Origin of the sequence: Vibrio sp. 10N.286.52.F8, from assembly GCF_041468745.1 — a bacterium.
GTDB lineage: Bacteria > Pseudomonadota > Gammaproteobacteria > Enterobacterales > Vibrionaceae > Vibrio > Vibrio crassostreae_C.
The window spans coordinates 201,551-224,586 of sequence record NZ_JBFRJF010000036.1 but is presented as its reverse complement, the minus strand read 5'-3'; the positions used below and the strand labels follow the sequence as shown (position 1 = coordinate 224,586).

The following is a 23,036-nucleotide window of genomic DNA, read 5'->3' as shown; positions in this document are numbered from 1 at the left end:
CCTCAGCATTTATCAAGTCCAATTTGAAACAATTTTGTTACATCAACCTATCCTATTGAACAGCAATTAAGCCTGAAAAGCTTACAATTCATTGCTTTACATAAAATATCTTTACGTAAAAATAAATCACAAAAAGATCAAATGATAAATAAATGTTAAATACCCTTTGCTTGTTTACAATTTATGCAATATAAATATCCTTAAAAAGAGCATTTTGTATACAAAATGACATCGTATTGTGTAAAGGAGACAAGCAATGATGAATGACGTGAAAGAGAGAGAAGATGTGCTGTGTATGCAGGTGCTTGGGAAGATGGACAACTCCGAGTACAAAGAGATCTTGTCTAAAGATGCATTAAAGTTCTTAGAAGCCCTTGTTAATAAGTTTGGAGATCGCCGTCATACCCTGCTAAATGACCGCGAAATAAAACAAACTCAATATGACAACGGTAAGTTACCCAATTTCAGAAAGGACACCATTTCCATTCGCCAGAATAAAGAGTGGAAAGTGGCTACACCGCCGCCAGAGTTACTGGATCGCCGCGTAGAGATCACCGGACCTATCGAAAGAAAGATGGTGATCAACGCGCTAAATTCAGGCGCAAAAGTCTTCATGTGTTGCTTTGAGGATGCGTCTTCCCCGACTTGGGCCAATATGGTCGAAGGGCAAATCAACCTAAGAGACGCCAACCTTGGCACCATTAGTTACTTCGATGAGAAGAAGCAGAAGCGTTACCAATTAAACGACGATCCTGCACTGCTGATCGCACGCCCACGAGGCATTCACTTGCCAGAGCAGTCCATTCAATTCAACAATCAGCCTATCGGCGGTTGCTTGATGGACTTCGCTTTGTACTTTTTCCATAACTATCAGTCACGTGCAAAACAAGGCTTAGGTGTTTACTACTACATTCCCAAGCTTGAGAGCATGGAAGAAGCACAGTGGTGGGACGATATTTTCAGCTTCACCGAAAACTATTTCCACGTACCCAAAGGCACCATTCGTGCGACCGTGTTGATTGAAACTCTGCCAGCCGTATTCCAAATGGAAGAGATCTTATACGCCATGCGTGATCATATCGTAGCGATGAACTGTGGCCGTTGGGATTACATCTTCAGCTACATCAAAACGCTGAAAAACCATAAAGACCGCATCTTGCCAGACCGCCACGGGATCGGCATGGATCAAGAATTCCTCAACGCCTATAGCCAACTGTTGGTGCGCACTTGTCACGCTCGTGGCGCATTAGCAATGGGTGGGATGTCAGCCTTTATTCCAGCAAAAGACCCGCAAGAAATGGCACGTGTAACCGCCAAGGTTATCGAAGATAAACAAAGAGAATCTCAGAACGGACATGATGGCACATGGGTCGCACACCCTGCACTGGTTGATTTGGCAATGTCGATCTTTGATAAGCACTTAGATGGCAAAGTAAACCAAATGGATTTCCAAAGCCCAGAGCATGTGATCAATGCAGACTCGTTGCTAAAGCCTTGTGAGGGCAGTCGCGACGAAGTAGGAGTACGTAAGAATATACGCATCGCGCTGTATTACATCGAAGCTTGGATTCAAGGCTACGGCTGTGTGCCTATCTACGGCCTCATGGAAGATGCCGCGACTGCTGAGATCTCAAGAGCCAATATCTGGCAGTGGATCCACCACGGGGTAACACTCGATGATGGCCAAACCTTTACCAAATCATTATTCCACTCTTGGCTTTACCAAGAGCTAGACACGATAAAACATGAAGTCGGAGACTCGCGCTATACAGCAGGTCGATTTGAAGAGACAGCTGATCTTTTCTATCAACTTTCTACAGCCGAAGAGTTCGCTGCCTTCCTAACTTTACCCAGCTATGGGCTATTACAAGAGTCCAGTTAGGACTCTTGTACCGAGCTGAATCAGTCAATGATATTCACAACAAGCGTAATGATTGGCTGGCTGAGCTTGGTACGTATGCCCCTTGAAAAACTAGGAGATAACATGGGAAGTTTGACTCTACAACAAGCGTTAACCATCATCGATGGAACCTTAAAAGCAGGAAACAAAATCCACACAGAACCTTTGACGGTCGCCGTCTTAGACAGCGGTGGCAAGCTGATTTCTCTGCAACGTCAAGACGGCTCTAGCATGATGCGACCAGACATCGCGATCGCTAAAGCGTGGGGGGCACTCGCACTGGGTTGTTCCTCTAGAAAACTCGCCCAAGATGCTGACAACCGACCAGCATTCATCTCCGCCGTAAACGTACTCGCACACGGAAACATGGTGCCAGTGCCAGGGGGCCTACTGATTCGAGATAAGGATAAAACGGTACTTGGTGCGATTGGGGTCAGCGGTGACATCTCAGACATCGACGAAAGTTGCGCCATCAACGGCATTGGTTGTGCAGAACTGTTCAGTGACGAGATGCTGCAAGCTTAACTCGCCAATTCGCTGTACTTGAAGTTCTTAAACAAGCACAAAAAAACCGAAGCGATTAAGCTTCGGTTTTTTATTGAATCTAAAGGAAGATCAGAAAAACTACTCGTACGCGCTCAACCATGTTTTCAGAAGTTGGTTGGTGTTCTTCTTCTGACTCGCAGACAATGATTTAACCAGTTTTTTCTGCATTTCGACATGTTCAGTCATCATTTGGTCAATCAGAATAAGACCATCTTTTGTTAACTGAACACTCACGCTGCGTCTGTCTTCTTTGCTGTGTTCACGACTGATCAGCCCTTTGGCTTCTAGCTTATCAAGGCGATTGGTCATCGCGCCAGATGTCAGCATCATGGATCCAATCAGTTCAGATGGCGTCAGTCGGTAAGGCTTCCCAGAACGTCGCAACGTCGCCAGCACATCAAACTCACCCAGCTTCATGTCGTATTTTTTATGAAGCTCGGCAACTTGCGTCTCCATATACTTGGCAATACGCATAATCCGACCCATCATTGCCATAGGCTCAGTATCTAGTTCGGGCTTTTCCTTTGCCCATTGCTCTACTACGCGGTCGATAGCATCCATTTGCAATCTCGCTCCGTTGTTAGTCTGATTACTTCAAACTAGTTTAACATAAAGATACTTTACAACCACTAGTTCTCAGTATACAGTTCACACAATAGTTATCTTAACGTAAAGATATTTTAAATGAACATATTATTAGCAATGATCCCCGCTTTCTTTTGGGGAACAACTTATGCAGTGACGCAATTTACGCTACAGGAGTGGCCACCATTATTATTGGGTGCTTTGCGTGCGTTACCTGCTGGTTTGTTATTGCTAGCAGTAAAACCAACACTGCCTAAAAAAGGCGAGTGGCAAATCATTTTCACACTGGGCCTTATCAATATCGCGACCTTCTTTGGCTTGATCTTCGTGATGGCGCTAACGCTGCCTTCGGCAATCTCTGGCGTGGGCATGATCTCCGTGCCGGTGTTCGCGATGATCTTCCACTGGGTAGTGAAAAAACAGCGCCCGCATCTGATTCAGGCCCTTTCGGGTATTGGCTTGATCACCTTAGCGTGGATACTGTTTAACCCAAGCCAAATTGCTCTGAACCCAATCGGTTTAGGCGCAATGTTCGCCGCAATAATGTGTATTGTCATCGGCAGCAGCATTACCAAGTCACTGGGTAACCGCATGCACTGGTGGAAGGTATTAACGTGGCAGTTGATTCTGGGTGGTACGATTTTGTCTGTCGCGTCTGGCGTTCATGCATTCATCGACCCACAGCCTTATATTAATGCTGTCACTCATTTCGATACTCGCAACGCTATGGGTCTATTGTGGGTGATTGGACTGAACACAGCGCTGGGTTACGGCATGTATGTGTGGTTGCTACAACGTATGTCGGTGGTTGATTTCACCTTCGGCGGTATTGCAAACCCAGTTGCGGGCATCTTGACCGGTATGGTGTTAATGGGTGAATCATTTACTCCAGTCCAATATTCACTAATGACTGGCATGATCGTGATGTCATTGATGCCGCAGCTTATCCTTGCAGTAAGACAAACCAAACAAGTTAAGCCTGTTACGCAATAGAATTTACATATAGTAACGACCTACACAAAAACCCGCCAAGTGCGGGTTTTATTTTACCGACTTCACATCTATATAATATATCTATTTGTTCTCTAACGACGCACACCTTATTATGAATTCAATCATCAATTCAGGCGTTCGATATGGCAAAAGATCTCTTCTCCAACTTAGACTTAAATCTTCTTCGCACTTTTATCATCTTGCATCAAGAACGAAACATGCGAAAAGCAGCTGAACGTCTCTTTGTATCTCAACCAGCGGTCAGTAAAGCCCTACAAAGGCTGCGTGACCATTTTGACGATGAACTGTTTGTAAAAACACACCATGGCTTGCGCGCGACTGATCACGCGACAATGTTAGCGGAAAGCATTTCACCAATCTTGGATGATCTTTCTTCAGCACTCAATAATAGTAATGAATTCAACCCTAGTGAACTACGCGGGCCCCTCAAGTTAGCGTTATCTCCTTTCCTCCTTAGCTCACTATCAAGTAAGTTATTCAAAGCAATTCGCTCTCAAGCTCCGCATGTTCAAGTTCAGCTATTAAGCTGGTCTAAAACAACGATGGCTGACATCATTAATGATGAGGTGCTGATTGGTTTCAATTATGAAATTAACCACGCCCCCAAGGAGCTCTTACAACAACCGATAGCCCAAGACAGTTTTAAAGGTTACTTGAGAGAAGGCCATCCTTATCAGAAAGATTTTATTGAAATCAAAGATGGCGTTAAGTTTGAGCTAGCTACAATTATTGCGATAGATTGGAACTCTCATCAAACACTTGCAGAAAAAATAATGAAAATCAAAGGACTAGAAGCAAGAATAGGCTTCCGTTCAGAGCTGCCATCAGCGGTTATTGATGTAGTACAAAACTCCGACATGATGTTCCCTGCCTCGAAATTTTTAGGCATAGAGAAGAAAACCTCCTTACGGGCCATCGACATCTTATTTGACAACAAGGATATCAACCCTATCGTGTGTGCATACTTTCACCACAAACATCGTAACAGTCCTACAACTCTATGGCTTAAGAAGATATTGGATAACCTTCTCAATAATAACCAGTAGTTATCACCCTCTTTACTCTGTTTCATTAATAACTAATCGTTAAGGCCTCTATTCTTTTAAGGAATTAGAGGCTTTTTTATTCAGTCCATATACTTCTCTCATCGGCTAGGAACGCCACATAACACTGCAAGAAGCAAACCTTGTTCCTATACAATTATTTGAGAGTAAACCATGAAACTAAAACTACTAAGCACTGCTATCGCAGCGACATTCCTTGCTGGCTGTTCTTCTTCTGGTAGCAGCGATAACGGTACAAGTCCTGAACCACAGGTTGGCGTTGCTGATGTTATTTACAACGAAGAACTACGAACAGCATATATCATCGGCGATGAAGGTAACAATGCTGTAGTGATTGGAGATGGTGAAGGTAACGCTGTAGTAGCTGTAAATGGTGAAGTATTCACTATCCAAGGTGATGTTGTTGTCGACGCGAATGGCGATATCGTTGGCACAGTGGTTACAGACAATAGTGTTGCGACCGTTTATATCAACGATAAATCATATACATTAGCTGTTGAAAATGGCCGATTGATCATCGAAGGTTCAGTGTTAGACCCAGAATTTGGTGATGACGAATGGGGACCTTCTGCTGGCAATGAATTCTTTGCTAATTACATGATTGTAGACGACCTTGGAATGCCTGTAGCGCTTATCGAAGGTGACAACGGTAACTACATGTGGGTCATCCAAGGAGAGGATGCTTATTACCTTAACATCAACGGTTCAGATGCTAAACCAACTCACAAAATCGTAGATGGTGAAGTGCTAACGATGTCTGGTGAAAGCACTGGGATCACGGTAGAAACTCATCGTACTGATGGTCAAATTACACATTTAACATTCAATACTCCTCGCGGTGAAGAAATTATTATTCGCCATGAAGACGGCCGTTTAATCGCTACTGTTTTTGGCCACGGTCATGAACACGAAGGCCCTGATTCCGCGCCTACTTACGGTGATATAGATGACGTTTTAGGCACAACTATCATTACTCTAGACAACGGTGAGACACTGATTTTAAAAGATGGTGTTTTATACCACCCAAGTTCAGATAGCGGAGCTGTGCTCAATGCTGATGGAACAATCACTAATATGGATGGCGAAGTTATCGCTCACGCTGAAATGCAAGAGCTCGGTTTTGTTGTAAGCTTAGAAAATGGCGCAGAAATTACGTTCCGTAATGACGATGGACGCCTTTTCGCTGCAATAACTGGCAAACCAAATATTGAGAACCCAATTGAACGTCCAGCTCCAATAAACCCTATTGAAGGTGAAGCGTCTAACGAATTACCAACTATTGGTTATGACCTCGATGGCAATACTCTTACTGTCACTCTTCTAGATGGTACTGAAGTCGAGATCAAAGATAATGGCGTAACTGGTGGTGTAATTGTTGGGCCAGAAGGAACAAAAACAGTTTCAAAAGCAACTATGGACGCTTATAAACAAGCAGCTGAATTACTATCCATTGATGAGCAAAAAGCTCTTGTTACTGTGTTCTTAGTAAACCAAAGTGGTGACGTTATTAATGACGACGCTCGCAGGGCTCTATGGCAAACTCAAAAAGACTCTACGTTAGCTTGGGCTAAGCAGTCACCAGAAAATACAGCTAAGATGCTACACATCATTGCTATTGAAGTCGATGAATTAGGGAAAGCTCCATACTCTCTAGGTTACTACCTGTTGACCGGCAAGAAACAAAGTATTGATGATATTAAAAACACGGCACAGGATAAAGTAAGAGGCCTTTCAGATATCCAGAAGCAAGAGTTAAAAGGTAAGATTCAATCTCTTTCTCAAGAGCAACGTCAGCAAATTAAACAAGCAGTAAAAGACCGCGCTAACCGCAGCTAATAAAAAATAATAAATATAAAAGCAAAGGAGCCGCTTATTAGCGGCTCCTTTTTATTTGAGAGTTGAGAACACGATGAAACGACTATTGATCACTTTATTGATGCCCTTCGCCATATATGCAAACGACCATCAATTACAAACATTAAGCTACCACGAGCCGAGTTTAAGTTTTCAAACAGCTAAAGCTGGAGACAACTGGATAGGTACAGTATCCGGCGTAATTCAAGCAACTGAAGAAGTGAACATCAGTGCAGAAATAGATTCTGAAGGATATTTAGAACTAGGTACAGGCTATGGCGTAATGCTAGGTGATTACTACACAGAAGCTTTCATCAGCTATGGTCGTGCCGATTTTTTTGATATTTATGATATTGGCTTATTCAGCGGAACAGCTCTAACCAACAACATAATGGTATTTGGTAACACATCCCATGAATGGCGAAAATTCCCTTTATTCGATTTAAGTGATGCGAGCCGAGAATGGAAAAGTACCATTGGGACCAGTTACTCTCCCACACAGTTTATGAACTTTGCTTATTCATTCAGTCATGACCGCCAATTAACGGGGTCAAAAGGTTATTACAACAGCCAAGACGTCACTTTTACGCTGAAACCCAAATGGGTGGAACCGTATGTGAAATATACATTCGGTCAAAAGCGCGTTAGTCCAAGTGACCGTACCCGTTCTGATGGCATCGTTGAGCTAGGCTTCAACCTTCGTTTTTAGTTTACCGTTTCGTGTGGTAGCTCTCACCCCTTTATAGTCTGATTAAATAAAGGGGCTTTTTGCCTCGTACTAAGTCTTTAGTACCAAGCAAGAATAAAACAATCACCTTAAATAATGTTCTCACTTCAGCCTCAATTTCAACCTTCTATCTCCCACCAACCCCTCAAAAAGAACAATAACTTTAACTCACCCTGCCTTTGTGAAAATAAATTATTAAAAAAGATTACATTAGAGATTTAATTTCTATATTTCATTTCAATTAGAGATAAAAAGACAAAAACTTTCTCCGACGACCTACTTATACTGTGCCACGTCGTTAATGCGCCACAAGCTTATGATTTAAAATAATTATTAATGAGTAGTCACCATGAATTCGAAGTCGCTAACTATTTTGCTTTTTGTCTCTGTTTGCTTAATTTGGGGAACCACTTGGTTCGCTATGGAAGTAGCATTGCATTCTATCCCACCTATTTTTGCTACTGCGTTGCGCTTTTTACTTGCAGCACCTCTGCTTGCAGTATTGGCGAAAGTCTTCAACCAACCACTGCTGTTCCCTAAAGGTAAGCGCCAATGGCTGCTTATTGTTGCGTTGATGTATTTCGCGATTCCGTTTACGTTGATGATCTATGGCGAGCAATACATCTCTTCAGGTTTAGCGTCGATCATCTTCGCCAACATGCCTGTGGCTGTGATGTTGATGTCTGGCTTATTCTTAGGTCTACGACTAGCGAAGCACCAGATATTCGGGTTGATCGCTGCTGTTGTGAGCCTATGTCTAATCCTTGGTAATGAAATGCAGATGGGTGGCGATGACTACCTAATTGGCACGGTTTGCTTAGGCCTTGCTGTTGCGATTCACGCAGTGATGTATGTGCTGGTTCAAAAGCACTGCAAAGGTATTGAAGTACTAACCTACAACGCCGTACCGAGCCTGATTGCTGCTTTATTCTTATTCGCTGTTTCAGCTGTAGGTGAAAACGTGAATGTTGAATCCTTCACTGGGGATTCAATCTCAGCCGTGGTTTACCTAGGCTTTGTCGCGAGTGTTGGCGGCGTTGTGGCTTACTTCAAATTAGGACAGGTTTCGACCCCTTTCCAAGCGTCTATCTGCTTTTTGATTTTCCCGGTAGTAGCGCTGCTAATATCTTGTTACGTCAACGGTGAAGTTCTGTCTGAACAATCATTGTTTATGATGATCCCCCTGCTTTGCGGCATTTGACTCACCAAGGCACCAAAGGGAATTTTCAAGCTGCGTACCGAATTAAAAACCGTAAGAAACTGATCCGCGTGAAACCTATTTTGCGGATTAGATATACATATCCCACATAAACAAAAAGCTCCAATATCACTATTGGAGCTTTTTGCTTATTTCATAATATCGAGACCAACATTAGCGCCAGCTAAACATTCGCACTTCGTTGCCCTCTTCAGGTTTCTTCGGAATGTTTAAAGATAGCGCTAGAGAAACCACGGCCATCACTGCACCAATATAGAAAACCGTTGCAGGAGAAGACAACCAAATCACACCAAACACCACTGGAATAACGACCGCTGCAATATGATTGATGGTGAAAGAGACACCAGCAGTTGATGCCATGTCTGCCGGGTCTGCGATTTTCTGGAAGTAAGTTTTGATCGCCAGCGCCAATGCAAAGAACAGGTGATCGATCACGTAAAGTGCCGCCGCCCATTCCGCGCTTTGCACCAAACCATAACCGACAAACACACCAATCAAGCCAACATACTCGAAGATCAACGCTTTACGCTCGCCAACCACACCGATAAATCGACCAATGCGCTTCGCAAACAAGAAGTTAAATAGGTAATTAACCAAGAACAACAATGTGACGTCGGCAGCCGAGTAACCAAACTTCTCTACCATCAAGAAGCCTGCAAACACAGTGAAGATTTGTCTTCTCGCACCGCTCATAAACGTTAGCGCGTAGTAGAGCCAGTAACGCTTTCGCAGCACCAACTTCTTATTCTGTGGCGTCTTGGTTTGAAATTCAGGGAAACCAAAGGTCATCACCAATATCAGAATAAAACCAATACCCCCAGTAATACCGTACACCCATGCAAAATCGAGCTTGAGCTGTTCTAACATCACCCAAATTGAGCCATAAGTGATTAATGAGGCCAACGCGCCAACGGAGATCATTTTACCCAGCATCTCGGGCGCTTCTTCTTTACTCAACCATTGCAGTGACAAAGACTGCTTGAGCGTTTCAAAATAGTGAAAGCCCGTCGACATTAAAATGGTAGTCAGCAACAATCCAGTGAGTGAGGGGAACAGACCCGTAATCGCGGTGCCTACAGTGAGCATCGCCAGCGATATCAACATGAAGCGTTGCTCACGAATGAATGCCAACACAAACACTACGGTAAACGCTAAGAAACCCGGGATCTCACGCACACTTTGCAGCAAGCCAATATCCGCACCATCAAAGTTCGCCTTCTCAATCACGAAGTTATTAAGTAAAGCCATCCAGCTCGAAAACGCGATCGGTACAACAATCGAAATCAGTAATAAAAAGTTTTGCGGCGTTTTCCAACTCGCGGTTCTATCGAACATTGACGGACTCCTGTTCGTCTAATTGAGTGAGCACTCGTAAGGTCAACTGCTCAGTATAAGGGTTAATCTTCCAATGCTCTGGGCTCCAGCCTTTTACGAAACGTTGGAAATCGGCCCACGCCACGTAAAGCATTGGTCGCCATGCTGCTTCTACCTCATCAAATGAAAGGTGTGGCTGATAGTACGCCAATGCCTCTTTCAAGTAGTGGAAGTAAGCATCTAGTACTTCTGATTCAAGCTCTGCGCAATCTTGTGGCCTAATCGCGCTGCTCATGAACAAGGCGACGTCTTTCATCGCACAGCCGTAACCCACATATTGGAAATCGACCGCAGCTGCTCGCTCGCTTTCAGAATCAAAACAAAAATTGGCGAGCTTGGCATCGCCATGGACTAAGGTTTGATATGGACACTCTTTGAGTAAACGGTCGATGTGCTTGGCTTGATTCTTCAATGGTAAATCAGCCAAGGCATTGAGCTCATCAGGACGTGTATCTAGATGCCAATAAGTACCGACTTGCCACAATGATGACAACTGCTCTTGATTGATATTGATATGCTTTGCGTGAAAGTTAGCGAGCCATTTAAGGCAAGCATCGCGTTGTTTTTGCTCTTCTCTTGAGTAACTAGATGCCTGATAGTCAGAAGCAGCAAGCACATCAAACTGAGAGATCAACGGGAAGCCAATATCCGCTAAGTCTTGCATCACTATCAGCCACTCATTCTCTTCTAGTTCACATTGCAGCCCAACAGGTACAGGGCAGCGCTCGTCCCATTGTTGGGTGAATGACTGATACCAAGCTGTTTCCACTTGGTAAGAGTGTACCTTTCGTTGGTGAGAGAGTTTGGTATTCCAACCCTTTGGGTGTTCAGCTTTATCTGGCAACGCGACATGTTTAACAATCACACTCTTGAGTTCCGCACTGCTTTCTTGAGAAAAGACTAAGCGAACTAACTCGCCATATCCACCCCATAGGCGTTGAATCACTTGGACATCAAACCCTTCATGACAACCCAGCGAGGTCGCTATTTTTTGATAAAGCTCTGGCTGATTTTGACTTGAACCCGCTTCAGGTTGAGCTCGATTATTCGACGATATTGATTGAGACATATTACTCGTTGTTATGCTTTATCGGATAGAAGGTGTGACCACTGTGGCTGCCTATTCATGTAGTGAACCACATAGCTACAAACCGGCACAATTTTGAAGCCCGCTTGTTCAATTTCAGGCAATACCGACTCCATCATCACCTTCCCAAAGCCCTTGCCTTGCAGTTCATCAGGAATGCGTGTCGACGTGATATGTAGTACATCGCCATCCTTTTTATACTTAACTACCGCAAACTGATCTGGTTCTAACTCAACCGTGATCTGGTTCACATCTTGATCCCATTTAACTGCCTGCATTCTCAACTCCTGCAAATAATGGATACGACAAACAATTAAAGTTTGAAGTATGAATTCCTTGTAATAGACTAACGCAAGTGCATATAAATAAAACTAAGTACTTACAATCAAAGAAAATATTATTATAGCGTGTGGTTATAAATAAAATTCAAACCAATTAAAAGCACTCTATAAATTGCGTTAGTACACCTACTGAATCTAGCACGTAATAACCCCTTGTTAGCAAGTTACCAATATAACTAACAGACGCATGTTGGCGCATGGAGAACATATAATGAACGCACCCCTGAAGAAGCCTTTGGAGCATAATCAGGCACTTCAAGACCCTCGTAATCGCACCGTTTCCACTATCAATAGCACTGATGCACTGGCCATGATTGAGCACGGCAGTGAGCTGACATTAAATGTCTCGACTCCCGTTGGCACGAAGTTTCTCGCCACCACCAGGTTTATCGGAACGCACAGTGATAACTGTATTGTGGTTGAGGTTCCCGAGGTATCCAATGAAGATCTGAACTTTTTCTTTCAAGAAGGTTTTTGGATGACCGCTCGTGCGTATTCTCTACGAGGTGAAGGCGCGCTTATCCACTTTAGAAGCCAAATTCACCATAAGATTGGTGAACCCTTCCCTATTCTTGTACTTTCAACACCAAGCACGATGCAAGTGACTCAGCTGCGTAAAGAAACACGCTATGAAGTGAATCTGGCTTCAAGAATCATCTTCAACGACCAGCGAGCAAACTGTGAGATAAGAGACTTATCGAAAAGTGGTTGTCGTTTCGTTACCTCACCAACCTCTCGTGCGATTCAGATTGCCGATCGCGTGTCTATTGAGATAACCCCTGAGAACTACAATGGCCCACTGATTCCGCCATTGCGAGGCATCGTCTGTAATTTACAGAAATCGACGCACTACGCTCGATACGGTGTCGAATTTGATGATATTGGCAGAGCTAACGCCAAACACTTATTGGCAAAACTGAAGTTCGATGGCACCAAGCTCTGCTTGCGAAACGGTTAACACCATTTAACACGCAACTTTTACCGAATACCGTAAGCTGACCAAATACAAATAGCTCACTGGCAAACTAAACCTCAACCAACAAAAAAGCCATCGACTCAGAATCGATGGCTTTTGCGTTTTGGCTGTTTGTTTATTTGTTTAGCTATCTATTTAGCAAATAGTTTGTATCTAGATATTCAAACTATTTGCGCAGTGCGTTCAGTTTAGCTTGGGCGATACCAAATATAGTATCAATTGGATAACTACCCTCATCACTCGCCTCACCTGCGGCTTTGCCTGTGAACAGTTCAATCGCTTCTGTTACATGGTCAATCGCCCAGATATTAAACTCGCCCTTTTCAACCGCTTTCACAATATCGCTACGCAGCATCAGGTTGTGAACATTTGAACGCGGGATGATCACCCCTTGTTCGTTTGAACGCCCTTTGATTTCACACACATCAAAGAAACCTTCAATTTTCTCGTTCACACCACCAATAGGCTGAGACTCACCAAACTGGTTCATCGAGCCTGTAATCGCGATGTCTTGACGGTTTGGCTGCTTAGAAAACGCTGACACCACCGCACAGAACTCAGCCATACTCGCACTGTCACCATCGACGCCACCATACGATTGCTCGAATGTGATGTTAGTGGTGAGCGGGACTTTGGCTGTCTTGCCAAATACGGAAGAAAGGTAAGCCGACAAGATCATCACGCCTTTTGAGTGAATGCTGCCACCTAGGTCTACGTTTCTTTCAATATCAATCACTTCACCATCACCGTAAGCGGTGGTTGCCGTGATTCGGTTCGGTGCACCAAACATATGATCCGTCGTACTAAGTACAGAAAGCGCATTCACTTGCCCAACCGCCTGACCATCAACATGGATCAGTGTTGTGCCGTTGGTAAACGTCTCCATTACGCTGTCTTGCAATCGTCCTACACGCATCTGTTGGTTCGACAGTGCTTGGTCGACGTGGGTAGAACGAATCAGGTTCGATTTCGCCCCTCTCGCGACGTAGTTAGACTCACGAAGCAGGTTCGCAATATGTGCCGAATGCAGCGATAGCTTGCCTTGGTCACCGGCCTGACGTGAGCTGTGCTCAATGATGCGAGCAATCGCTTTGCGGTCACAATGCAGCATGTTGTTGTCGTGCACGATGCTCGAAATAAAGCGCGCGTAATGCATTTCAGAATCGGGAGTACGCTTCATCTCATCTTCAAAATCGGCCGTCACACGGAACAGTTCACCAAACTCTGCATCGTAGTGCTGCAGCAGTTGGTAAGTTCGGTAATCGCCAAACAGGATGATCTTAACGTCCAATGGAATCGGTTCTGGATCAAGCGATACCGCGCCCGTTAAGGTCACCTCTTTTTCTAATGAAGTGAAGCTCAATTGACGTGAACGCAGCGCTCGCTTCAAGCCTTCCCAAACGTACGGCTGCTCAAGTACCTTCACCGCATCCATCAGCAATACGCCACCGTTAGCTCTGTGTAAGCTACCTGCACGAATCAATGAGAAGTCTGTAAAGACAGTGCCCTTGAACGTTGCCGTTTCTACATAGCCAAACAGAGAGTGATAATTTGGATTCTCTTCCACCACGATCGGCAGAGTCTCCTCCTTTTGGCTCACAATCACGTTAACCTTGTAGCGACGCGGCATTTTCTTATCCAAAGAAGCGGTTGCAACTTCGGCTTGCTCAGTGCTCTCTTCTAAGAAGATGTCAGCGTTGTCGACAATGTCTTTACGCAGTGCCGTTAGGTACTTTTTAATGTCTGGATATTGGCTGTAATCCTTCTTCAATTGCTTGATGAAGTGCGTGATCACGTCTCGCGCCGTATCATCATTCAGTTTTTGAATTTTCTCAGTGTACGTTTCTTCAAGTTCCGTCAACTCACGAGAAATGGTTCGCAGACCGACTTCCAATCCATCAATGGTTTTATCGAACTGGTCTTGCTCTTCCGGCGAAAGCAGATCAAAGCTCTCTTCGGTATGAAGATCATCACCATTCATGGCCACAAACTGGTAATCACCCTGAGTGGTGATCGTCAGGTTAATGCCCTTGTCTTTCGCTTCTTGGCTAATGCTTTCTAACGCGGCTTGTTGCTTAGCTGCTAATTGGTTTTTAAGCCTGTCAGCACGGCTAAAGTACATCTCGTTATCAAATGCTAGAGGCATACCTTTCAGCAGTTTACGCATCAATTTTTCAATATCTTGCTTTAAGCTGCTGCCAACGCCACGAGGCAATTTCAGTACCTTAGGTGTACGAATATCTTCGAAATTCGCGATATAACACCAATCAAAAAGCTCCTGCACTTCTTGAGGGTGACGGTTCAGATAGCGCAAGATCATGGTGCGTTTACCCAGACCATTTCGCCCTATCGCATAAATGTTGTAACCCTTTTCCTTGATTGACATCGCGAACTCAACGGCTTTTTGTGCCCGTTCCTGCCCGACGATTTCGTCAATTGGAGCCAGTTCTTTGGTCGACTTACATGGTAGCTTATCTAAATCCGCTACCTGATACAGCTGTTCTGTATTGAGTCTTTGCATCGCCATCGCCGCCTCCTTAGTCCTTCATTACTTGGGTGTAGATAAAATCAGTGTAGATGTAATTTCCTACAAATTTAGTGACTTACGCTACACAGCTGTTCAACTGAACAAATAACACACAATTTAAGCCATTTTTAGGAATAGCTCGTCATTTAATTCACCAACTTAACATGTGAATGATTTTAATTTGCAATTGATAATAAATATCATTAACATTTTCTGATATTATAAATTGAGGATGTGGATATGGAAATTGAACGATGCTGGATGCACTACCTAAAAGCTGAACAGTTAATGGAACAAGGTCACTGGCCAGAAGCACAACGCCTTTATGGTGATGTTCTAACCTCACTTCCTCATCACATCCAAGATGCAGCATACCAAAGCGATATCAAGCCTTGCCAATTTGCCTGCTTGCTTGCCGGGTTAAGAGACGCGAGCGTCGCTCAATCAGAGATACTCAACCGATTAGGTCAGCACCAACAAGCCTTCGATACCTTGAATCAATCTTACGCTCTGATGCAATTTATCTCTCTGGAGAACACTGAGCTGATTCAACGTACCTTTGGATTATTGGAAAAGCAGAGCGAAGGTTTGCTCAATCACCTGATCGCTTTTTGCAGCGCTCAGCGCAGTTCGCATTGGATGCTCGAACTAGAACAAATTCAACGTGCTCATCACCATTTTGGGCAACTTAAAACCACGTCAGAAGTGAAATCTTCACCTAATGTCTTAAATTGATAAGGATATATCATGTCGGACCGGGCCATTCTTAAAGTCAATAACCTCTCCGTTAGCTTCACAACCAATGATGGAATCATTGATGCGGTAAAAAAGGTTAACTTTACCCTTAATTCTAGCGAAACCTTGGCCATTGTTGGTGAATCAGGTTCAGGTAAATCAGTCTCTTCTAACGCACTCATGCGTTTGCTCCCTGATAACGCCATCATTGATGCTCAATCTGAAATAGAATTTGAGGGGCAATCAATACTTGGCAAGACTGAACGAGAAATGCAGTCGATTCGTGGCGACAGAATCGGCATGATCTTTCAGGAACCGATGACCTCTCTCAACCCATACCTGCGCGTGGGCACACAAGTGGCAGAAGCCATTATGTGTCACCGCAATGTATCGAAATCAAAAGCAAAACAGCGTGTGCTAGAGCTCTTCAATCTTGTGCACTTGCCAATGCCAGAAAAGTCGTACACCAAGTACCCTCACGAATTTTCGGGTGGTCAGCTGCAACGCATCATGATCGCAATGGCGCTGATTAATGAACCGGATATCCTGATTGCTGACGAGCCTACAACTGCATTAGATGTAACGGTTCAAGCTGAAGTGCTTGCTCTTATCAAAGAGATCCAAGGCAAGATGGGAATGGCAATTTTGTTCATCACCCATGACTTAGGTGTGGTGAAACACTTTGCAGACCGCGTGCTAGTGATGTGTAAAGGTGAGCTCGTAGAAGAAGGGATGACTCAATCTTTGTTCGATAGTCCTAAACATGATTACACAAGAATGCTCATTAACTCGATTCCGAAAGGCGCTAAGGTTCCTGTTGAGGCGACAGCCCCAGAACTATTGTGTGCTGACGACATCCGAGTTCAGTTCTTGGTGAAATCACACTTTATCAAGAGTAAAAGCCAGTACTTCGAAGCCGTAAAAGGCATTTCGTTGAATCTTAAGCAAGGCGAAACGCTAGGCATTGTTGGTGAATCTGGTTCAGGTAAATCAACCCTTGGACGTGCATTAATCGGCTTGCTGCCGAGTACCGGACGTATTGTTTACAAAGGCCAAGACGTTAGCTTATTAAATGATAAAGAGCGTCACAAGCTCAAGAAAGATGTCCAAATGGTGTTCCAAGATCCTTATGGTTCTTTATCACCACGCATGACAGTTGGGGAAATCATCACCGAAGGCTTAACGGTGCATCAACCTCATCTATCCAAGCAAGAACGTTTAGAAAGAGCGCGCAAAGCATTGATTGAAGTTCGCTTAGAGCCGAATTCAATAAACCGTTATCCACATGAGTTCTCTGGCGGGCAAAGACAACGTATCGCGATTGCTCGCGCACTGATTCTAGAGCCCTCTTTCATTTTGCTGGATGAACCGACTTCAGCACTCGATCGCTCAGTACAACTGACCGTGATTGACCTGCTGAAAGACATTCAAGCCAAGCACAATATCGGCTTCCTGTTCATCAGCCACGATCTCTCGGTAGTGAAAGCACTGTCGGATCGCGTACTGGTGATGCAGAAGGGCGAAGTAATGGAAGAAGGGTCTGCAGAAGAGATTTTCAATGCGCCGAAAAACAACTACACCAAGAAATTAATCGCTGCGTCATTCGACTTAGAAGATAAATCGAAAAAAAATGCCGCATAAAGGGAACTAATCAACATTAACAGCGTCTTATAATTACATTCTGAATAATCTCCTAATGGATTGAAATCTAGAATGGATATAGCAAAACTGGTTTGGCCGCCAAAAGAGAAATGTCGCATGGATGCGACATTTTTCGTTTCTGAAGGGAAATAATGTGTCTTTGACTGTAACTCCCTATGATTCAATCATTTCACAACTAACGATACAGAGACTTGGTCGACTCTCTGACGATTAAATCTATCGGTGGTAGTCGTGCTTCATGCCTCTCACCTGAAAGTAAGTTCAAAATCGACTGAGCACACACCTCTCCAATCTCTTCAATTGGCTGCCTTAATGTTGTTAACGCAGGTGTGAAATACTTAGACGTTGGCAAGTCATCAAACCCAATCACTGACACATCTTCTGGCACTTTGTAGCCGTGATCATGGAGCGCCTTAATCGCGCCGTAAGCCGTTTGATCATTGGCAGCAAACAGGGCTGAGAAGTGAATCTTAGATTCAATTAATTCCACGGTTTTCTCATAGCCAGTTTCACTACTGAAATCCCCTTGCTTGACGAGCTTTGGCATCACCTTAATGCCCGCCTCTTGCAGCGCTTTCTTATAGCCTTCAAAACGATTACCCGCATCTGGTTGACTCGAAAGCCCTTTGATATGGGCGATGTTCACATGCCCTTGTTGTAATAAGTGAAGCGTCGCCATGTAACCGCCTAGCACATTATCGATATTGATTGAACGAACGTTGTCTTCAGCGAAATCATAACCGACCGCGACAATCGGGATGTCTTGCGCGTACTTGGCAATATCCTCTTTGGTGATGCTGCCTGTTACGATGATCATTCCATCGACATTGCTCTTAGCCAGATACTCTAAGGCGTGTATCTCGAGCTTTTTTTGCCAATGCCCGGTTGCTATCACTAACGAATAGCCTTGAGCTATCAGGGTTTTCTCCATGTCATTGAGAATACGGCTGGTATAAGGGCTGTCAGGGTGTTGCACCAACACACCAATGGTGAGTGAACGTCGGTTGGTGTTTTCTTGCATTTGGAAGTTAGGTTTGTAGCCCGTGTCTTTAATGGCTTGCTCAATATTTTGGCTTTTATCGTCAGACACATAAGTGGTTCGATTAAGGAAGCGAGACACGGTGCTGGGAGAAACACCAGCCAGTCTTGCTACATCGTATACTGTTGTTTTTTTTGTTTTAGTGCGCATCTCGAATCCCTAATCAAATGACATTCGGGGAGCTTTAAGCTCCCCATCAGTTTCAACCTGCATACCACTGCTTTAGCTGAAAATCGTGTCATTAAGTTAATACAAGTAGGCGAAGATCATCCCCGGTCTAAAGTAACGACCAGCCGTATATTTCAAGCCAGTACTCAGTAACCATTTGTGTAAGCCTGCCAGCTTTTCTAACGGAATTTCACCGCTCACCATTTTAACAAAGTTATCAGTATCTTTCGTCAATGTTGGATTGATCCGACCGTCAGACAGCACACAGTTTTGACATTTAAGTACACTTAGCCAGTTTTTCGCATCATTTTGTGTCAACTTAAAGGCTTCCATAAGATCTTTCTCATTGACAGACACAGAGCAGTTGAACCCTTCTGGCGCTGCAAATGGAATTTTTGAATAGTCATACAGCGCGGTATACACGGTATCCATCAATGTTTCTGCTTGCTGAGATTTACCCGCCAGACTCAACGCCGTTGCGACACTAAACTGCACACCAATCCATACGTCTTGTGCTTGGAACGCTTCATGCGGCGAACCATCGGCCAACGTCATATTCGCAACCCCAAGCTTAGGGCTGTTAATCTCAAAGTTGTGCTTATAAACATAGTCTAGTGCGCGTTGGATGTTCTCTTGCGGAAAAATACCCTCGAGTCCGATGAGTTTTAGATAACTGTCGGCCAACAAGGCATCACCAAAACTGTTGTCAGAATCTGGCACTAAATCTAAGTATTCTTGAGTAAAGGCTTGTGGCGCCGTCTCACTCAGCAAGCGTTTCTTAGAGACTCTTTGAGATACCTTACTGATGCTGATGGAAGTATCCGTTTCATTGAGATAGGTATTGAGCGTGTTCTTGTCAGCAATCGCATCACCAGTCAATGAAAGTCCTAAGGTTTCCAGAGCTTGATAGCCTTCACCTGTTAAATGCTTAGCTTGAACTGGCGTCACGAAGAAGTGGTAGTAACCCTCTTTGTCATCCCACAAGCTTTGCTCAACCGTGGCTAACGCCTTTTTAGAACGCGTTAAGTAACCGCTAGCTCGCACGCTTTCACCCATCAATTGTGCAAGTTCACTCGCCGCTTGCAAGCCAGCAACCCAAAGGCTCGCACAATAAATTGAGATGCCATGTGACGCTAGGTTATCAAAGGTATCGTCTGTGCCACGGGTTAGCGGCAAATCATCACCCTCAGCGATCAAATTCGATAAGAAATCGATGCTTTCAGTTACCGCTTGCCAGCACTCATTAACCACAGAGAGATCTTGGGTGTTTTGATAATGGCGGTACACCATCAAAATGTATTTCGGCGCTAAGTCCTTCCATTCTTTCACGTTGTGCCAACTGTAAGCATCTGGCTGGATGTCGAATGGGCTACCCAAATCGTGGATTACTGCACCTCGAATCGCACGCACACCTTGGTACTTTTCATCAATCAATTCAGCATTCGGGGTCGCTTCATATTCCCAGTAACGGCGCTGAGTGAAGTCTTCAGCCAAAATCGCTTTTGAGAACTCTTTCATTACGCAGCCATCAAGCTCCGGCAGCAAGTAAAGCAGTGAAAATGAGCCGTAAAAATACACATCCAGAGAGTTAAAGAATGGGTAATCAACACACTCTTTCACTAGGAACTTATTTTCTTTATCCCATACCGTAGATTCGGCTAAAAACGATAGTGAGTTCATCGCCATCGTCGCATAGCGCAGCGCTGATTCAGGCTGTGATATTTTGCTTTGAGCTTGCTCTAGGAAAGCGATCTGTTGCTCAATAATCTTCTGCTCAATCACCTCAAGCTTTGGCAAAACATCTTGTAACATCGGTAAGGCAGGCTTTGCTTGTGGGTAGAATTGCGTGTAAGCCTTGTCTGAGTGCCAGCCATTGAGCATAACTTTACTGTGTGCCATCACCTGTGCGAAACGCAGGTCAACGGATTCGCCCGGCTCCAACTCAACCTGAACCACGACCAATGCACTCAATGCTTCGCGCCCAGTGTAGATCCCAGTTTGGAATTCTGTATTAGTACGGCCTGTTTTCAGTGCGAACTCGGTTTGCTGGGTCACTTTCGAAGTATAAAGCGTTGGCTTAACAGACACCGATACCTTGCCAGATTTAGTCAAACGGTTTTCGGCTTGAACACCAAACACCACCTCACCCTCAATGTCACTTTGATAAGGGGACTGACTAGTGAGCTGAACACCAGTAAAACTGTGGCTTTCATCATTGACCTTCACCGCTTTATGCTGCTGAGCAATCGGGTTTTGAGATAAGGTACACGCCGAATCTTGAATCCCATCACGACCTTTTCGGTAGGTTGAACCAATCAAGTTTTGTAGAGGTTGAGCAAGAGTAATCACGCGTGTTTGCTGTGATTCATTAGTAATCTGGAAGTGGTTCCAGTGCATAGGCATAGAGCAGAGGCGCTTATCCTCTTTAACGATCGGCGAGACTACCTTTCGCTTTATATTAATACCATCAAAACTATTATATTTATATTCAGCTAATGGATATAAAGCCTTATATTCTATATCGCTACCATTAACACTTTCTATATCACTATTATTTCCCGCAGTTAGTGATAGCTGTCTCGTTGTATCATTTATTAACAAACCATTAAAGAAATCTAAGGCTACATATAATTGACAATCAATCGACGATGAATCTGATTCTATTAATAATTGAGTCTTATTAGAAAATTCGACATTCCACTTTATAAACTTGTCTTTATTTTCTTTATAGAAATTACCATTTTCTAATGCGGCACGAATGAGGTTAATCGCATTCGAAATGTTTTCTTTATCTATCTTCTTTCCATCGAATAGCGCTGGGTAAAAATTCAGATGCACACTAAGCTCTTGCTCGTTAACAACCTGAAGCGCTTCAATGGTCGGCACATCCATCACTGACGCATAAAAATCATTAAAATTAATAATTTGCTCTGAACAGTCGACAAATATTCCTGGAATAAAGCTGAAGTTTGGCGTGTTACCATTTGGCGTCAATGTAAAAGTATTACCGATACCACCGATCGCCATACCTGTATTTTCTGGTGTCGTAGAAATTGGCGTGTACCAAGGTTGAATAAATTCAACTGCGTCGCCCTTTTTACACAAGTGTTCTGAATTTCCTGAATAGCTTGAATATGTAATTTTATTATTCATGTTAAAACCGCCATTGAATATTTTTTTCTTCTTGTTAATATCTTTCAAAAATGGAGACATCAACATGTTTAAAATTATAAATGAAAAATTTGGAAATATTGACTCTGTCACATTAATAAATCAGCAGCATGGTATAGAACTTCAAATAATCAATGGGTTTGGTGCTGTTATAAATAAATACATTGTAAATAACAGTCCATTCTCTTTTATTTGTGGCTATCAGAATTATGATGAACTGATCAACCAACATCCGTTCTTTTCCCGCAGTGCTAAATTATTCCCTTTTCCAAATCGTTTAAACTTAGGTCGCTACAGTTTCGACAACCAAAACCATCAACTCCCAGCTAACTTCCCTTGGTCTGATCACGCCGTACATGGCTTGCTCTACAACCAACCTTTTTCAATCAAAAACAGCGCAGCCAATGAAAAATCAGCCAGTGTGACGCTGCAATATCAGACATCATCTTTACACCCTGCTTTCCCGTTCGCTTTTAACCTTGAAGTCACCTTCACTATCGACACAACGGGTAAGCTCTCTTGCTCAACAACTGTCTCTAATTGTGGTGATTTCGCCTTCCCATTCGGTGATGCTTGGCACCCTTATTTCTCGCTCGGCAATGACCTAGAACAGTGTGAATTGACTATGTCGCCTTGCACTGAGGTCGTACATGAGAACGACCTACCCAATGGTGAAAAACAGGCTTTTGACCGTTTGTCTTTGGGTGACTCCCTGACCAGTCAAAGCTTAAATCACTGCTTTGAATTTGATTCCAAGACAACCAACCAACTTGCGTTTACGCGCTCAGATTCGTCTGCCGCAATTCGCTACCAACAAGATGAAAGCTACCCATTTGTTCAGCTTTACACGCCAACTAGCGAGCAAAGTATTGCAATAGAACCAATGACTTGCCCAGCTGATGCGTTCAATAACCAGATCGGCTTATTGACACTTAGCCCGAACCAATCTCAGACCTTTACTTGGCAATGCCAAGCCAACTATCAACCCAACTAAGGCAAGCAAAGTAAGACAGCCGCTGAATGCGAAATCAGCCCCCAGAGAACGCA

18 protein-coding genes are annotated in these 23,036 nt (G+C 43.8%); 11 read left to right on the top strand and 7 right to left on the bottom strand.

Going from position 1 to position 23,036, the window contains the following annotated elements; all coding sequences use genetic code 11:
* The first annotated feature begins 256 nt into the window (after positions 1–256).
* Positions 257–1,882: a malate synthase A gene (aceB, locus tag AB4133_RS17955; RefSeq protein WP_372225218.1), complete on the top strand. Its 1,626-nt coding sequence runs from the start codon at positions 257–259 to the stop codon at positions 1,880–1,882.
* Between the two features lie 102 nt (positions 1,883–1,984).
* Entirely contained in the window at positions 1,985–2,425 is a 441-nt protein-coding gene (locus AB4133_RS17950) for a heme-binding protein (RefSeq protein WP_008220964.1), read from the top strand.
* Positions 2,426–2,524: 99 nt separating this feature from the next.
* Here the strand turns inward: AB4133_RS17950 and AB4133_RS17945 are convergent, their stop codons facing one another.
* On the bottom strand, positions 2,525–3,007 hold the full coding sequence (locus AB4133_RS17945; RefSeq protein WP_017061583.1) for a MarR family winged helix-turn-helix transcriptional regulator: 483 nt from the start codon (positions 3,005–3,007) through the stop codon (positions 2,525–2,527).
* 123 nt (positions 3,008–3,130) lie between these two features.
* On the opposite strand from AB4133_RS17945, the gene AB4133_RS17940 reads away from it, so the two are divergent.
* From AB4133_RS17940 to AB4133_RS17920, 5 genes are all read left to right on the top strand, one after another.
* Positions 3,131–4,024: a DMT family transporter gene (locus tag AB4133_RS17940; protein ID WP_372225216.1), complete on the top strand. Its 894-nt coding sequence runs from the start codon at positions 3,131–3,133 to the stop codon at positions 4,022–4,024.
* Positions 4,025–4,167: 143 nt separating this feature from the next.
* Positions 4,168–5,091: a LysR family transcriptional regulator gene (locus AB4133_RS17935; RefSeq protein ID WP_017071978.1), complete on the top strand. Its 924-nt coding sequence runs from the start codon at positions 4,168–4,170 to the stop codon at positions 5,089–5,091.
* Between the two features lie 171 nt (positions 5,092–5,262).
* Complete coding sequence (locus AB4133_RS17930) at positions 5,263–6,945, top strand: hypothetical protein (RefSeq protein ID WP_372102155.1); 1,683 nt, start codon at positions 5,263–5,265, stop codon at positions 6,943–6,945.
* Between the two features lie 73 nt (positions 6,946–7,018).
* Positions 7,019–7,672, top strand: coding sequence for a hypothetical protein (locus AB4133_RS17925; RefSeq protein WP_372056015.1), 654 nt, complete (start codon positions 7,019–7,021; stop codon positions 7,670–7,672).
* Between the two features lie 367 nt (positions 7,673–8,039).
* Positions 8,040–8,891, top strand: a complete 852-nt coding sequence (locus AB4133_RS17920; protein WP_372225213.1) for a DMT family transporter — start codon at positions 8,040–8,042, stop codon at positions 8,889–8,891.
* Between the two features lie 171 nt (positions 8,892–9,062).
* Here the strand turns inward: AB4133_RS17920 and AB4133_RS17915 are convergent, their stop codons facing one another.
* From AB4133_RS17915 to AB4133_RS17905, 3 genes are read right to left on the bottom strand one after another with little or no spacing between them, the layout of a single operon-like run.
* Positions 9,063–10,244, bottom strand: coding sequence for an MFS transporter (locus AB4133_RS17915; protein ID WP_372129825.1), 1,182 nt, complete (start codon positions 10,242–10,244; stop codon positions 9,063–9,065).
* Positions 10,234–11,352: a phosphotransferase gene (locus tag AB4133_RS17910; protein WP_372225211.1), complete on the bottom strand. Its 1,119-nt coding sequence runs from the start codon at positions 11,350–11,352 to the stop codon at positions 10,234–10,236. The genes AB4133_RS17915 and AB4133_RS17910 overlap by 11 nt, the downstream gene beginning before the upstream one ends.
* Before the next feature lie 11 nt (positions 11,353–11,363).
* Positions 11,364–11,648, bottom strand: a complete 285-nt coding sequence (locus AB4133_RS17905; protein ID WP_371724941.1) for a GNAT family N-acetyltransferase — start codon at positions 11,646–11,648, stop codon at positions 11,364–11,366.
* 274 nt (positions 11,649–11,922) lie between these two features.
* Here AB4133_RS17905 and AB4133_RS17900 point away from each other — a divergent pair, with 274 nt between their 5' ends.
* Complete coding sequence (locus AB4133_RS17900) at positions 11,923–12,669, top strand: flagellar brake protein (RefSeq protein ID WP_017067648.1); 747 nt, start codon at positions 11,923–11,925, stop codon at positions 12,667–12,669.
* A 184-nt stretch (positions 12,670–12,853) separates the two neighbouring features.
* Here AB4133_RS17900 and AB4133_RS17895 read toward each other — a convergent pair whose 3' ends face one another.
* Positions 12,854–15,214 carry a Lon protease family protein gene (locus AB4133_RS17895; RefSeq protein WP_137001363.1) on the bottom strand — a complete coding sequence of 787 codons (2,361 nt, stop codon included), beginning with the start codon at positions 15,212–15,214 and terminating at the stop codon, positions 12,854–12,856.
* A gap of 240 nt (positions 15,215–15,454) precedes the next feature.
* On the opposite strand from AB4133_RS17895, the gene AB4133_RS17890 reads away from it, so the two are divergent.
* On the top strand, positions 15,455–15,949 hold the full coding sequence (locus tag AB4133_RS17890; RefSeq protein ID WP_171733388.1) for a hypothetical protein: 495 nt from the start codon (positions 15,455–15,457) through the stop codon (positions 15,947–15,949).
* A gap of 12 nt (positions 15,950–15,961) precedes the next feature.
* On the top strand, positions 15,962–17,590 hold the full coding sequence (locus AB4133_RS17885; RefSeq protein WP_372225209.1) for an ABC transporter ATP-binding protein: 1,629 nt from the start codon (positions 15,962–15,964) through the stop codon (positions 17,588–17,590).
* A gap of 196 nt (positions 17,591–17,786) precedes the next feature.
* Here AB4133_RS17885 and AB4133_RS17880 read toward each other — a convergent pair whose 3' ends face one another.
* Both AB4133_RS17880 and AB4133_RS17875 read right to left on the bottom strand, forming a co-directional pair.
* The gene (locus AB4133_RS17880) at positions 17,787–18,800 is read right to left on the bottom strand and encodes a LacI family DNA-binding transcriptional regulator (protein ID WP_137001361.1); all 1,014 of its coding nucleotides are present in this window, start codon (positions 18,798–18,800) and stop codon (positions 17,787–17,789) included.
* A gap of 96 nt (positions 18,801–18,896) precedes the next feature.
* Positions 18,897–21,971, bottom strand: coding sequence for a GH116 family glycosyl hydrolase (locus AB4133_RS17875; RefSeq protein WP_372225206.1), 3,075 nt, complete (start codon positions 21,969–21,971; stop codon positions 18,897–18,899).
* A 64-nt stretch (positions 21,972–22,035) separates the two neighbouring features.
* Between AB4133_RS17875 and AB4133_RS17870 the strand changes: the two genes are divergently transcribed.
* Positions 22,036–22,983 (top strand): aldose 1-epimerase, encoded by a 948-nt coding sequence (locus tag AB4133_RS17870; RefSeq protein ID WP_372225204.1) that lies wholly within the window; start codon positions 22,036–22,038, stop codon positions 22,981–22,983.
* Positions 22,984–23,036 lie beyond the last annotated feature (53 nt).